The sequence below is a fragment of the Shewanella sp. K8 genome (assembly GCF_028823715.1).
GTDB lineage: Bacteria > Pseudomonadota > Gammaproteobacteria > Enterobacterales > Shewanellaceae > Shewanella > Shewanella algae.
In genome coordinates this window covers 1-13,951 of the sequence record NZ_JAPEHY010000005.1, presented here as the reverse complement: position 1 = coordinate 13,951, position 13,951 = coordinate 1, and the positions used below count along the sequence as shown (strand labels likewise).

Here is a 13,951-nt window from a genome sequence, read left to right as displayed (position 1 = left end):
TGACAGCAGCGGCCCGAAATTGACCTTGAATTCAGCATACGGAAAGCATGCAGTTGATATATAATATTGGCCGCTCATTTTCGGTGAACTCATACTGTGTCCTCATGGAAGATGACAATTACTGCGGAGGAATTTATGTCTGAACGGGCGCCTGTTGTCACAATTGACGGCCCAAGCGGTGCGGGAAAAGGCACTATAAGTCAGTTGCTTGCCAACAAACTTGGATGGAAACTGCTCGATAGCGGTGCCATATATCGAGTGCTGGCACTTGCCGCTATTCACCACGATGTGGAACTGGATAACGAAGAGGCCATCACCCTGTTGGCCGCGCATCTGGATGTACAGTTTCTGGCGGGAGCCGGAAATGAAGCCATAAAAGTGGTGCTGGAAGGCGAAGATGTCAGCCATGCCATTCGTACTCAGGAATGTTCTGACGCAGCCTCGAGAGTGGCGGCGTTTCCCCGGGTGAGAGAAGCCTTGCTCAGAAGGCAGCGTGCTTTCAGAGTTGCCCCTGGCCTTATAGCCGATGGCCGGGATATGGGAACCGTTGTTTTCCCGCATGCACCGGCAAAATTGTTTTTAACAGCCTCGGCTGAAGAAAGGGCCCAGCGGCGCTATAATCAGTTGCAGGACAAGGGCTTCGATGTTAATATCGAGCGTCTTTTAACCGAGATCCAGGAAAGAGATCACCGGGATATGAATCGCGCAGTTGCGCCTTTGGTGCCCGCAGAAGATGCCCTGGTGATAGACACTACAGGACTCGGGATTGAAACTGTGCTGGAGCTGGCGCTCAAGCACATAGTTGACAAGTTATCTGACGTCAGTCTTTGAGACTGGCGAGATAGGCATTCGCCACAGGGAAGAGGCGAGTTATTTTACTGACTCCACGTTCAGGATAGATACGTGGTTTATTACTTAAAGTTAATTAACATGACTGAATCTTTTGCTGATCTGTTTGAACAATCCCTTCAACAACTGGAATTCCGCCCAGGTTCTATCGTTCGTGGTACTGTAGTTGCCATCGAAAACGGTATGGTACTGGTTGACGCCGGTCTGAAATCTGAGAGCCCAATCCCAGCTGAGCAATTCAAAAACGCTCAAGGTGAACTGGAAATCGCCGTTGGCGACCAAGTTGACGTTGCGCTGGATAGCGTTGAAGACGGTTTCGGTGAGACTCAACTGTCTCGCGAGAAGGCCAAGCGCCACGAAGCCTGGATCGTTCTGGAAAAAGCTTACGAAGATGCTGAAACTGTAATCGGTGTCATCAATGGCAAGGTTAAAGGCGGTTTCACCGTTGAGCTGAACGGTATCCGTGCGTTCCTGCCTGGTTCTCTGGTTGACGTTCGCCCAGTACGCGATACTGCTCACCTGGAAAACAAAGAACTGGAATTCAAAGTTATCAAGCTGGACCAGAAGCGCAACAACGTTGTTGTTTCTCGTCGTGCTGTTATCGAATCTGAAAGCAGCGCTGAGCGTGATGCTCTGCTGGAAAACCTGCAAGAAGGTCAAGCAGTTAAAGGTATCGTTAAGAACCTGACCGACTACGGTGCATTCGTAGATCTGGGCGGTGTTGACGGCCTGCTGCACATCACCGACATGGCTTGGAAGCGTGTTAAGCACCCATCCGAGATCGTGAATGTTGGTGACGAAATCAACGTCAAAGTACTGAAGTACGATCGCGAGCGCACTCGTGTATCTCTGGGTCTGAAGCAACTGGGTGAAGACCCATGGCTGGAAATCAGCAAGCGCTACCCAGAAAACACTCGTCTGACTGGTCGCGTAACCAACCTGACTGACTACGGCTGCTTCGTTGAAATCGAAGAAGGCGTTGAAGGTCTGGTACACGTTTCTGAAATGGATTGGACCAACAAGAACATCCACCCATCCAAGGTTGTTAACCTGGGTGACGAAGTTGAAGTTCTGGTTCTGGACATCGATGAAGAGCGTCGTCGTATTTCTCTGGGTCTCAAGCAGTGCAAGACCAACCCATGGGAAGACTTCGCTAACCGTTATGCCAAGGGCGACAAAGTTACCGGTAAGATCAAGTCTATCACTGACTTCGGTATCTTCATCGGTCTGGACGGCGGTATCGACGGTCTGGTTCACCTGTCTGACATCTCTTGGAACGGTAGCGGCGAAGACGCTGTTGGCGAGTACAAGAAAGGCGACGAAATCACTGCAGTGGTTCTGTCTGTTGATCCAGAGCGTGAGCGTATCAGCCTGGGTGTTAAGCAGACTGAAGACGATCCATTCAACGCTTACCTGGCCGACAAGAAGAAAGGTACTATCGTAGTTGGTACTGTTACTGCTGTTGACGCCAAAGGTGTTACTGTTGAGCTGGCTGACACTGTTGAAGGTTACATCCGTGTATCTGACATCAGCCGTGACCGTGTTGAAGATGCATCAAGCGTCTACAATGTAGGTGACAGCGTTGAAGCCAAGTTCATGGGCGTAGATCGCAAGAACCGTGCAATCAGCCTGTCTGTACGTGCTAAAGACGAAGCTGAAGAAAAAGAAGTGATGGCTAACCTGAACAAGCAGGACGACGCTATCATGACTAATGCAATGGCTGAAGCGTTTAAGGCAGCTCGTAAGTAAGTGCCTGTAGTACAGGGGGCTAGCCCCCTGTTAGGTGACTGTGTTTGGCTTGATAATAGGGGTAGCTAGGATGACTAAATCCGAACTGATCGAAAAACTCGCCACTGGGCAGTCGCAACTGTCGGCGAAAGAAGTAGAAGGCGCCATCAAAGAGATGTTGGAGCAAATGGCGAAGACATTGGAAAGCGGTGATCGCATAGAGATCCGTGGCTTTGGCAGCTTTTCACTTCACTATCGTGCACCTCGCACTGGTCGTAATCCCAAGACGGGAACATCAGTCGAGTTGGATGGCAAGTACGTCCCGCACTTTAAGCCAGGCAAAGAACTGCGCGAACGCGTTGACGCTTATAACCGTTAATCGCTGTTGTATTAAAAGCCTCCGAAAGGGGGCTTTTTTATGTCTGGATCTTGGCTAAAGCTGGTCAGCTCAGTCAAATTACTGGATAATCAGAACATTGAAACGCGTTTATGGAGTGCAACGTGAAGTCATTTGTCGCAACCGTACTGGTGGCAATGCTGTTTGTAGTGGCACTGGTATTTGGCTCCCGCAATGAGCAGCTGGTCACCATCAGTTATTTTGTGGCACAGGGAGAGTTCCGCTTGCCTGTAGTGTTGGCCGTGGTATTTCTGGCGGGGTTTATCCTAAGTTGGATCATCGCCTTCTACTACATCATGAAGCTGAAACTGTCATTGCGTAATGCCCGCAAAAAGATCCAGACCTTAACTCAGCAGCAGGGGCAAGACGCCTAGTATGCTCGAACTTCTCTTTCTGTTGCTGCCTATTGCTGCGGCTTACGGTTGGTACATGGGCCGCCGCAGTTTGAGGCAGAAACAGAATTCAGCGCAAAAGAAACTGAGCCGTGACTACTTCACCGGGCTCAATTTTCTGCTCTCCAATGAGTCGGACAAGGCGGTCGATCTCTTTATCAGCATGTTGGATGTCGATGATGAAACCATAGACACTCATCTGTCGCTGGGTTCCTTGTTTCGCAAGCGTGGTGAGGTAGACAGATCCATTCGTATTCACCAAAACCTGATAGCAAGGCCCAATCTCGCCACAGAGCAAAGAGACATGGCGATGATGGAACTGGGCAAGGACTATATGGCCGCCGGGTTCTACGATAGAGCCGAGGAGATATTCCTTAATCTCGTCAGTCAGGACGATCACAGCGAAGAAGCTGAAACCCAACTGATCTCCATTTACCAAATCACCAAAGAGTGGCAGAAAGCGATTGATATCACCAAGCGCTTGCCACGTAAACGACAGCAGGGTCTGAAACCCGTTATCGCTCATTTCTATTGTCAACTGGCCGAGGAAGCCGGCGATGAAGCGGGAAAACTCAAGGGCTTTCAAGCGGCACTCAAGCAAGATTCTCAATGTGGCCGCGCCTTGTTGTCATTGGCCAAGACCTACCTGGATGCCGGGCAATTGCCTCAGGCCAAGCAGATGCTCAACCAACTGATTGACGCCGATGCCGAGCTTTTTGCCGATGCACTCGCTTGTGCCCGCCAGCTCTATCAAGAGCTCAATGATATCGACGGTTATCGCGAGCTATTGGCTCACGCGATAGATAAGGGCGCCGGTGCCTCGGTTGTGGTGGCATTGGCGCAACGCATGATTGAAGACGGCAACATCAAAAGCGCCGAAGACATGGTGATGGAAGCTCTCTATCGCCACCCCACCATGCGGGGGTTCCAGCACCTGATGCAGATGCATATCAAGCAGGCTGAGCAGGGGCAGGCGCGAGATAGCCTGGCGATGCTGGAAAAGCTGGTAGAACAACAAATAAGATTCCGTCCAAGTTACCGCTGTCGGGAGTGTGGTTTCCCGGCACACACCCTATATTGGCACTGCCCATCCTGCAAGTGCTGGGGCAGTATCAAGCGGGTGCGCGGCTTGGACGGTGAATAACCCTCAGATAACGGAGTAAAAATGACAGAGACACCTATTGTGGTCGCCTTGGACTTTGATAACAAATTCAAAGCATTGCAACTTATTGATAAGTTGGATCCGTCTATGTGCCGCCTTAAGGTAGGCAAAGAGATGTTTACCCTGTTCGGGCCTCAACTGGTGAAAGAGATCCATGACCGAGGGTTTGATCTGTTTCTTGACCTGAAGTTTCACGACATTCCCAACACAGTGGCCAAGGCGGTCACTGCTGCCGCCGAAATGGGCGTCTGGATGGTGAATGTCCACGCCAGTGGCGGCCTCGCCATGATGGAAGCCGCCCGCCGAGCATTGCTGCCTTACGGGGATAACGCCCCCTTGCTGATTGCGGTTACTGTGCTGACTTCAATGAGCGACGATGAGCTCAAGCTTATTGGTGTTGAAGGCAGTGCTGAAGATCAGGTTCGCAGGCTGGCGCGCCTGACGCAAAAAGCCGGCCTCGATGGCGTGGTCTGCTCGGCCCGTGAGTCCAGTATGCTCAAGGCTGAACTTGGCACCGATTTCAAACTGGTGACCCCGGGCATTCGTCCGGCGGGCAGTGATGCCGGCGATCAAAAACGCATCATGACCCCGGCTGAAGCGATGGCGGCTGGCTCAGATTATCTGGTCATAGGTCGACCCATTACTCAAGCGGTCGATCCTTTGGCGACACTGCAGGCGATACATCAATCGCTGGCATAAACTTGTGACATACCGGCGACTCGCAGTATGGACCGGAATAACGAATGATCAGTGGATAGGAGAGAAGCTCAATGTTCGATTATCAGGGTAAGTATGTAGTGATCGTCGGGGGTACCAGCGGCATTAACCTCTGTATCGCCAAGGCGTTCGCAGTTGCCGGTGCCCATGTGGCGGTTGCCAGCCGTAACCCGGAAAAAGTGGCAGCCGCGGTGGCGTTATTGAATGAAGCCAATCCACAAGGTCAACATCTGGGCCTGAGCTTCGATGTCAGGGATTTGCCGGCACTCGAGCAAGGCTTTGCCGTCTTGGCCCAGAGTTTCCCGCATATCGATGTGCTTGTCAGTGGCGCCGCCGGCAATTTCCCCGCCAGCGCCGCCAAGCTCAGTGCCAACGGTTTTAAATCTGTCATGGATATCGATTTGCTGGGCAGTTTTCAGGTGTTGAAGCAAGCCTATCCCATGCTTAAGCGCCCTGGCGCCAGCATTATTCAAATTTCGGCGCCGCAGGCGTATATTGCCATGCCGATGCAGATCCACGTTTGCGCCGCCAAGGCGGGCGTCGATATGTTGACCCGCACCCTGGCTTTGGAATGGGGGCCAGAGGGTATTCGGATAAACTCCCTGGTACCCGGGCCGATTGCCGGTACCGAAGGGTTCAATCGCCTGGCGCCGTCGGCGCAGTTGCAGCAACAGGTGGCCGAGAGTGTGCCGTTAAAACGCAACGGTGAGGGGGAAGACTTGGCCAATGCTGCACTCTTTATGGCATCGCCAATGGCTTCGTATATTACCGGAACCATATTACCGGTTGACGGCGGTTGGTCGCTTGGCGGTGCCAGTGCGGCCATGAGTCAGCTCGGGGCACTGGCAGCAAAGCAAGAATCAAGTAAGTAGCAAGAGAGAGATTATAAAATGGCAAACGCATTACAGGAACAGTTGCTCAAGGCGGGTCTCGCCAGCAAGCAAAAAGTTCGCGATGTCAAAACCCAAAAGAAACGTAACCGCAAGTCCAATATTGATGACGGCTCTGCTGAGCTGAAGGCGCAGATCGCTAAGCAGAAAAAGCAGCAGGCAGAAAAGGACAAGGCACTCAATGAACAACGCTTTGCCGAGGCCACAGAGAAAGGTCTGGTCCGTGGCCTGGTCACCGAAGTTAAGCAAAATGCGGTGGCGCTGCCGAAAGATGGCGAGATCAAGTTCAACTATACCCTGGAGAACAAGATATACCCCTTGTATATCAATGAAAAACTTCAGAGTCAGTTACTCGGTGGCCGCTTGGGGATAGTGCGAATTGAGCAAAGCAGCTATCTGGTGCCTCATAAACTCGCCGAGCGGGTTAATCTGTTGGTGCCGGCTTGGTGTGGCTATTTGTGGCAGGCCGAGAACAACGCCGCGCAAGTAACGGAAGAAGACGACCCTTACGCAGATTATGTCATTCCGGACGATCTTATGTGGTAAGGCGCTTATACCTACCGATTCGGTATAACGCTTGAAAGCCAAAGGCCTCCATAGGGAGGCCTTTGTTGTTTGTGCAGGTTTACCCGTCAGTCACGATACGTTTCACCATAGAAGCTCGCCAGCAGCAAAGCTTTCAGTTCACCTATCAAGGGATACCTGGGATTGGCGCCTGTACACTGATCATCAAAAGCATCTTCAGCCAGTTCATCGAGCTTATCCAGGAAATCGGCTTCTTTGACACCGGCTTCCTGAATCGAGGCCGGGATCCCCAAAGCCAGCTTCAACTGCTCGATTTTGGCTATCAAACGCTCGACTTTTTCGGCGTCACTCAGCCCAGCGTCTGTCAGCTTGAGGTGATCGGCAATGGCGGCATAGCGGCAGAGCGCCTTGGGTCTGTCATACTGGCTGAAGGCGGCTTGCTTGGTAGGCAGGTCGGTGGCGTTGAAACGGATGACATTGCTTATGAGCAGAGCATTGGCCAAACCGTGGGGCAGATGGAATTCGGCACCCAATTTATGGGCCATAGAGTGACATATTCCCAAGAAAGCGTTGGCAAAGGCGATACCGGCAATAGTGGCGCCGTTGTGCACTTTTTCGCGGGCAATCGGCGCCGCTGCGCCTTCTTCATAGGCTTTGGGCAGGTGCTCAACCAGAAGACTCAAGGCCTGCAATGCCTGGCCGTCACTGTACTCGTTGGCCATCACGCTGACATAGGCTTCCAAGGCATGGGTAATGGCATCGATACCACCAAAGGCTGTCAGGGATTTGGGCATATCCATCACCAGGTTGGGATCCACAATTGCCATATTGGGGGTCAGCTCATAATCGGCGATGGGATATTTGGCACCTGTCTTCTCATCGGTCACCACGGCAAATGGCGTGACTTCAGAGCCGGTTCCTGAAGTGGTGGGGATAGCCACCATCTTGGCCTTGCGCCCAAGTTTGGGGAACTTGTAGATACGCTTGCGGATGTCCATGAAGCGCAGCGCCAGATCGGCAAAGTCCACCTGAGGATGTTCATACATTACCCAGATGATCTTGGCGGCGTCCATGGGTGAGCCGCCACCAAGGGCTATGATCACATCCGGTTGGAAGCTCTCGGCCACCTTGGTTCCGGCGCGAACCACAGCCAGGGTAGGATCGGCCTCCACTTCATAAAACACCTCGGTATCCAGCCCCAAGCCTTTGAGGATTTTGATGGTTTCATCGCAGTAGCCGTTATTGAACAGAAACTTGTCTGTCACTATCAAGGCGCGGCGTTTGTCGGCCAACTCTTCCAGCGCTATGGGTAGGCTGCCGCGGCGGAAATAGATGGAAGATGGAAGCTTGTGCCACAACATATTCTCGGCCCTCTTGGCGACGGTTTTCTTGTTGATAAGGTGACTCGGACCCACATTCTCCGAAATGGAGTTGCCGCCCCAGGAGCCACAGCCCAAGGTGAGGGAGGGCGCCAGTTTGAAGTTATAGAGATCGCCGATCCCGCCTTGAGATGCCGGGGTGTTGATCAGAATTCGAGCGGTTTTCATTCGCTCACCGAAACGCTTGACCCGCTGCACCTGGGTATCCTGATCGGTATAGAGCCCAGAGGTATGGCCGATACCACCGAGCTTCACCAAGGCATCGGCCTTATCCAGCGCCTCGTCAAAGTCTTTGGCGCGGTACATACCAAGCAGCGGCGAAAGCTTTTCATGGGCAAAGGCTTCGGCTTCGGTTATTTCACCCACCTCACCGATCAGTACCTTGGTCCAGCTCGGTACGCTGAAGCCGGCCATTTCGGCAATGCGCGCGGCACTCTGGCCAACAATGGCGGCGTTGAGGGCGCCGTCTTTGAGAATAACCTGTTTCACCGCAAGGCATTCTTCGTCACTGAGCAGATAGCCGCCATGATGGGCGAAGCGCTCCCGCACCGCCTGATAGATGCTGTCGAGCACTACCACAGCTTGTTCGGAGGCGCACACCACACCGTTATCAAAGGTTTTTGACATCAGGATGGAGGCCACAGCCCGTTTGATATCCGCGGTTTCATCGATAACCACAGGTGTGTTACCTGCGCCGACACCGATAGCCGGTTTCCCGGAAGAGTAGGCGGCCTTCACCATACCCGGGCCGCCGGTGGCCAGTATGAGATTTATCTTTTCGTGGGTCATCAGATGATTGGATAGTGCGACACTGGGTTCATCTATCCAACCTATGATGTCCTCGGGAGCCCCGGCCTTGATGGCGGCATCCAGTACTATTCGGGCGGCCGCGACTGTTGATGCCTTGGCCCTGGGATGTGGGGAGAACACTATGGCATTACGGGTTTTCAGGCTGATAAGAGCCTTGAAGATAGCTGTGGAGGTAGGGTTGGTTGTCGGTACTATGCCGCAGATGATCCCCACGGGCTCGGCGATAGTGATGGTGCCGAAGGTGTCGTCTTCTTCCAGAATGCCGCAGGTCTTTTCATCCTTGTACTTGTTGTAGATATACTCGGAAGCAAAGTGGTTTTTAATCACTTTGTCCTCCAGTACTCCCATGGAGGTTTCGGCGGCGGCCTGTTTCGCCAGCACTATTCTGGCATCGGCGGCAGCCAGCGCTGCAGCGCGAAATATCTTGTCGACTTGCTGCTGACTGAAGCCGGCGAATTTCGCCTGAGCCTGGCTGACTCTTTCCAGTAATAGATCCAGTTCCTCGGTATTGGTGACTTTCATAATCAGTTTCCCGTAAAAAAATTTAACAAAGACTCATCTTGGTTAAACTCTCTCACATGAAATAAAATTACAACCAAACGGCGTTGCTATCTGTGATCTTGGCCACATGCATGGCGTTTTATGTAATTCAACAACGTTGGATCTCATCCAGGAGCGAAAAACAACTTTGCATTAGTGTCGACTATACTGCAGCTTTGGCTGCACTGATATTACGAAAATTTATTCGAAGTTGTGACCGAGAATAGAAAATCTCATTTCTGGGGTTTGTTAACTTAGGGTAGAGTATGCACCGTCTCAAGCTACTGTTTCCCGGTGAGTTCCCTACACTGGAAGGATACGAAATTGGATTTGACCCTGTACGTTAAATTTTTCCTCGGACTGGTGGCTATCATCAACCCGGTGGGCCTGTTGCCGGTATTTGTCAGCCTCACCAGTCACCAGACTGAGGCTGAGCGTAATCATACTGCCAAAATATCCAACTTTGCCGTGGTGGTGATCCTCCTGGTTACCACAGTGGCGGGTCAGTATATATTGAATATGTTCAGTATTTCGCTGTCGGCATTCCGAATTGCCGGCGGTACACTGATTGCCATCATCGCCATGTCCATGTTGCAGGGAAAGCTGGGCGAGGTGAAACGCAACCAGGAAGAGGACAGGGAAGCCTCGGCGATGGAATCGGTTGCTGTGGTGCCGCTGGCTTTGCCGCTAATGGCCGGTCCGGGGGCTATCAGCTCAGTCATCGTCTTTGCCGCCGAACATAAAGGCCTGGCCAATCTGCTGGCCATGTCGGTGACTGTGGCCCTGTTTGGTCTGCTCAGCTTTGCATTGTTCAGAATGGCTTCGGTTATCAATAAGCTCCTCGGCAAGACAGGGATTAACGTGATCACCCGTCTGATGGGACTCTTGATGCTATCCATCGGCATAGAGGTGATAGCTGCCGGCTTCAAGGGATTGTTTCCCAACTTACTGGGATAAAATAAAGCGCCTTCGGGCGCTTTATTGTTAGTTGGTTGCGACAATTGTTCATCAGTAATTCTGGCTCAAGTCTATGATGGCACCGCCTTTGGGGCTGAACAGTTGTTGATGCAGCCTGGCGGCAAACTCATCTGTCATTCCCGAGATATAATCTGCTATCACTCTGTGGCTGTTCTCCCCCCTGCAGTTGGCCTGCTGCCAGCGTGATTGGGTATTGTGGGGCAGGAGCCTCAGAGGATCCGAGGCAAAGGCTTCAAACAGCTCCATCACTATCTGTTGGCCCTTGTACTCCAGCATCTGGATCTCGGGCTTACGCACCACATATTTGAGGACAAACTGTTTCAGCAGCTCCAGCAGCTCGGCAAAGGCCGGTTCCAACTTGGCATTGAATCTGAGCAAGGGTTCGGCAAAGTCCGGGTTCTCGTCGATTTTGATGGCGGTTACCAGCGCATTGACCAGGGTCCCTATGGCATCCTTGCGCAAGTGATGTTTGCGGGAAAACAGCTTGAGCTCAATATTCCCGAGCTGGCTTTGGATCCACTCATCTTCAATGGCCTGTAGCGGAGCACGCATATCCTCTTGCCAATTCGAGCCGGTGACTATCCCCATTACTATGGCATCTTCGAGATCGTGCACCGCATAGGCGATATCATCGGCCAGCTCCATAATGGTGCAGTCGAACGACTTGAAGTGAGTGCGTCGGTGCAGTCCTTCCCCAGGGCTGTAATGACTGAGAAAGCTCTGCTTGTCTTTACTGTCCAGCGGCTCAAGTACCCAATCGAGGATAGCTTCATCATCATCGAAAACCCCTTTGACAGGTGGCCATTGGCTCGGCCTTAACTGACGATAGTGACTCAGTTCCGGCTGAGGTCTATCCACTTTCAGTGTGCGTACCGGCGCCGGGTATTTGAGTACACCGAGCAGGGTGCGCCGGGTCAGGTTCATGCCAAAGTGTTCGGTATAGGGTTCGAGCCGGGTAAGGATTCTGAAGGTTTGACCATTGCCTTCAAAGCCGCCGTGCTCACGCATCATGTAGTTGAGCGCCACCTCGCCGCCATGGCCGTAGGGTGGGTGACCTATATCATGGGCCAGGCATAGGGCTTCGAGCAGGCTCATGGAGTCGAGCAAAAAGGCCATTTCGGGATAGTGCTGCTTCAACTGGGCGGCAATGCCAGTGCCTATTTGCGAGACTTCCAGTGAGTGGGTCAGGCGGGTGCGGTAAAAGTCGTTCATGCCCACCCCAAGCACCTGAGTCTTGGCCTGTAAGCGCCGAAAGGCGGCAGAGTGCAGAATTCTGGCTCTGTCTCTCTGATAGGGACTGCGATTATCGTCTCGGCGCTGACTGTTATTGGGCTCGCGCCTGGCTTGCCAGTGGGCTTGGCTCATAATCTCTCCTGCTAGAGCAGTTGATTGATTTCATCCAGATCCAGGGTGAAACTGGGAATAAAATGCTCGCGAAAATACGCCACTGCCGGGTCGGGGTTGGCATCCAGCATGGTTTCGAGTCGCTTGCGGGCACTGTTGAACTCGTTGTTTCCGGCGCGTTTTTCTTCGAGACACTTGAGATAAGCGCACAGCGTATCGGCGGACTTGACCAACTTGCGATGGCTGAGCTCGGCGCTATCACTGATAAACAGCGAGCGGTAATCATCACGAAACTCTTCAGGCACCATCTCCAGCAGCCTGGCTTCGGCTATGGCTTCAATCTTCTTGTATTCGGCCTCTATCTCGGCATTGAAGTATTTGACCGGGGTGGGCAGATCGCCGGTAAGAATTTCACCGGCATCGTGAAAGATGGCCAGGGTCGCGGCGCGATCGGGCGAATATTGGCCATTGAACTTACGGTTACTGATGATGGCCAGCGCATGGGCCACCATGGCAACCTGCAATGAATGTTCCTGCACATTCTCGGGGCGGACGTTATACATCAAAGGCCAACGCTGAATTAACTTCATCCTGGCCAGGTGGGCAAAAAGGTGACTCATACAACTTCCTTTGGTAGCTAAGTTTTTTGCTCGTTTCCCTTACTTTACCTCAGTGGTTAAAGGCTGTCAGTGCCGGGCGGGGATAAAAAAGCCGCCTCGATGGGCGGCTGGCATTGTGTTATTGGCGGTAGTACTCAAGGAAGTCACCGAAGGCGAGCAGGGCCCGTTGTAAGTCTTCCTTATGAGGCAGGAACACCACTCGCAGGTGATCCGGCTCCGGCCAGTTAAAGGCGGTGCCCTGTACCAAGAGAATTTTCTTCTCTTTCAGTAGATCCAACACCAGGCGCTCATCGTCCCTGAGACCGAAACGCTTGCTGTCGAGGCGGGGGAATGCATACATGGCGCCCTTGGGTTTCACCACACTCACACCGGGAATTTGATTGAGCAGCTCATAACAGATATCCCGCTGCTGAGTCAGGCGGCCATCGATGGCGGTAAGCTCATTGATACTCTGATAACCCCCCAATGCGGTTTGAATCGCATGCTGATTGGGCACGTTGGCGCAAAGGCGCATAGAGGAGAGCATCTCCAGCCCTTCAATATAGCTGCGCGCCGCCTTGAGGTTGCCGGATAGCATCATCCAACCGACCCGGAAACCGGCAACTCTATAGGCTTTGGAAAGTCCATTAAACGTCACGGTGAGAATATCGTCCGACAGGCTGCAGGCCGGGATATGCACAGCGCCATCGTAAAGAATTTTGTCATAGATCTCATCGGCAAACAGTATGATGGAGTGCTGCCGACACAGCTCAACAATCTCCAGCAACAGCTCGCGACTGTATACGGCCCCGGTTGGATTGTTGGGGTTGATAATCACAATTCCGCGGGTTCTTGGGCCAATCTTGCTCTTGATATCCTCAAGGTCGGGAAACCAGTCGGCCGCTTCATCGCAGCGATAGTGGCGCGCCTTGCCGCCGGCCAGGTTAACCGCCGCGGTCCACAGTGGATAGTCAGGGGAGGGAACCAACACCTCATCATCGGTATTGAGTAGCCCCTGCATGGCCATCACAATCAATTCGGAAACACCATTACCTATATAGATATCTTCGATATCGACACCGAAGATCCCCTGGGACTGGTAATGCTGCACTATCGCCTTGCGGGCAGAGAACAAACCTTTGGACTCACAATACCCTTGGGCCGATGGCAGGTTGAGGATAACGTCACGAACTATCTCTTCCGGGGCTTCAAAGCCAAAGGGGGCCGGGTTACCTATATTGAGCTTAAGAATACGATGACCTTCATCCTCCAACCGACGCGCTTCTTTATGTACCGGCCCTCGAATATCGTAACAAACACTGTCGAGCTTATTGGATTTGATGATTGGCCGCATTACTACCTCGAAACTGGCTGATATGAAAGAGTTTAACCTTCGGCACAATACCTAATTTCAAGCGCCTTAGAAAGAGGGGTAAAGCCAAATTTTGTATTTGCGGCAGAACTTTCATCTTTAAAAGCAAAAAAATACGCATGATAAAAAGATAAAAACTCTGAGTTTGTTACAAAATTAAGTTTGAAGGACTGCTTTGAGTGCTAAACAATAGCAGTTATCACAAAGTCGCCTTAGGAAGGTGCGAACAAGTCCCATGTGTGCTCTGCGTCGGCTTACGGGCTTGGATG

13 protein-coding genes are annotated in these 13,951 nt (G+C 52.3%); 9 read left to right on the top strand and 4 right to left on the bottom strand.

Going from position 1 to position 13,951, the window contains the following annotated elements:
* The first annotated feature begins 135 nt into the window (after window positions 1–135).
* From cmk to ON072_RS04010, 8 genes are all read left to right on the top strand, one after another.
* Window positions 136–831 carry a (d)CMP kinase gene (gene cmk / locus ON072_RS04045; RefSeq protein WP_025010415.1) on the top strand — a complete coding sequence of 232 codons (696 nt, stop codon included), beginning with the start codon at window positions 136–138 and terminating at the stop codon, window positions 829–831.
* A gap of 99 nt (window positions 832–930) precedes the next feature.
* Complete coding sequence (gene rpsA / locus ON072_RS04040; protein WP_025010414.1) at window positions 931–2,598, top strand: 30S ribosomal protein S1; 1,668 nt, start codon at window positions 931–933, stop codon at window positions 2,596–2,598.
* A 70-nt stretch (window positions 2,599–2,668) separates the two neighbouring features.
* The gene (gene ihfB, locus ON072_RS04035; protein ID WP_025010413.1) at window positions 2,669–2,956 is read left to right on the top strand and encodes an integration host factor subunit beta; all 288 of its coding nucleotides are present in this window, start codon (window positions 2,669–2,671) and stop codon (window positions 2,954–2,956) included.
* A gap of 122 nt (window positions 2,957–3,078) precedes the next feature.
* A complete protein-coding gene (locus ON072_RS04030; RefSeq protein ID WP_025010412.1) occupies window positions 3,079–3,348 on the top strand; it encodes a LapA family protein in 270 nt (89 codons plus the stop codon).
* Window position 3,349: 1 nt separating this feature from the next.
* Window positions 3,350–4,510, top strand: coding sequence for a lipopolysaccharide assembly protein LapB (gene lapB, locus ON072_RS04025; RefSeq protein ID WP_274625969.1), 1,161 nt, complete (start codon window positions 3,350–3,352; stop codon window positions 4,508–4,510).
* A 21-nt stretch (window positions 4,511–4,531) separates the two neighbouring features.
* Complete coding sequence (gene pyrF / locus ON072_RS04020; protein WP_208141677.1) at window positions 4,532–5,227, top strand: orotidine-5'-phosphate decarboxylase; 696 nt, start codon at window positions 4,532–4,534, stop codon at window positions 5,225–5,227.
* A 71-nt stretch (window positions 5,228–5,298) separates the two neighbouring features.
* Window positions 5,299–6,117: an SDR family oxidoreductase gene (locus ON072_RS04015; protein ID WP_208141676.1), complete on the top strand. Its 819-nt coding sequence runs from the start codon at window positions 5,299–5,301 to the stop codon at window positions 6,115–6,117.
* An 18-nt stretch (window positions 6,118–6,135) separates the two neighbouring features.
* A complete protein-coding gene (locus ON072_RS04010) occupies window positions 6,136–6,681 on the top strand; it encodes a DUF2058 domain-containing protein (RefSeq protein WP_101058767.1) in 546 nt (181 codons plus the stop codon).
* A gap of 86 nt (window positions 6,682–6,767) precedes the next feature.
* Here ON072_RS04010 and adhE read toward each other — a convergent pair whose 3' ends face one another.
* Entirely contained in the window at window positions 6,768–9,371 is a 2,604-nt protein-coding gene (adhE, locus tag ON072_RS04005) for a bifunctional acetaldehyde-CoA/alcohol dehydrogenase (protein ID WP_107111335.1), read from the bottom strand.
* A gap of 342 nt (window positions 9,372–9,713) precedes the next feature.
* Here adhE and ON072_RS04000 point away from each other — a divergent pair, with 342 nt between their 5' ends.
* Window positions 9,714–10,346: a YchE family NAAT transporter gene (locus ON072_RS04000; RefSeq protein ID WP_025010407.1), complete on the top strand. Its 633-nt coding sequence runs from the start codon at window positions 9,714–9,716 to the stop codon at window positions 10,344–10,346.
* A gap of 51 nt (window positions 10,347–10,397) precedes the next feature.
* Here ON072_RS04000 and ON072_RS03995 read toward each other — a convergent pair whose 3' ends face one another.
* The 3 genes from ON072_RS03995 to ON072_RS03985 all read right to left on the bottom strand — a co-directional run bounded on the left by ON072_RS03995 (window position 10,398) and on the right by ON072_RS03985 (window position 13,664).
* Window positions 10,398–11,732 carry an anti-phage deoxyguanosine triphosphatase gene (locus ON072_RS03995; protein ID WP_167715992.1) on the bottom strand — a complete coding sequence of 445 codons (1,335 nt, stop codon included), beginning with the start codon at window positions 11,730–11,732 and terminating at the stop codon, window positions 10,398–10,400.
* 11 nt (window positions 11,733–11,743) lie between these two features.
* On the bottom strand, window positions 11,744–12,331 hold the full coding sequence (gene yfbR / locus ON072_RS03990) for a 5'-deoxynucleotidase (protein WP_025887388.1): 588 nt from the start codon (window positions 12,329–12,331) through the stop codon (window positions 11,744–11,746).
* Window positions 12,332–12,449: 118 nt separating this feature from the next.
* Window positions 12,450–13,664: a pyridoxal phosphate-dependent aminotransferase gene (locus ON072_RS03985; protein ID WP_129979660.1), complete on the bottom strand. Its 1,215-nt coding sequence runs from the start codon at window positions 13,662–13,664 to the stop codon at window positions 12,450–12,452.
* Window positions 13,665–13,951: the final 287 nt, after the last annotated feature.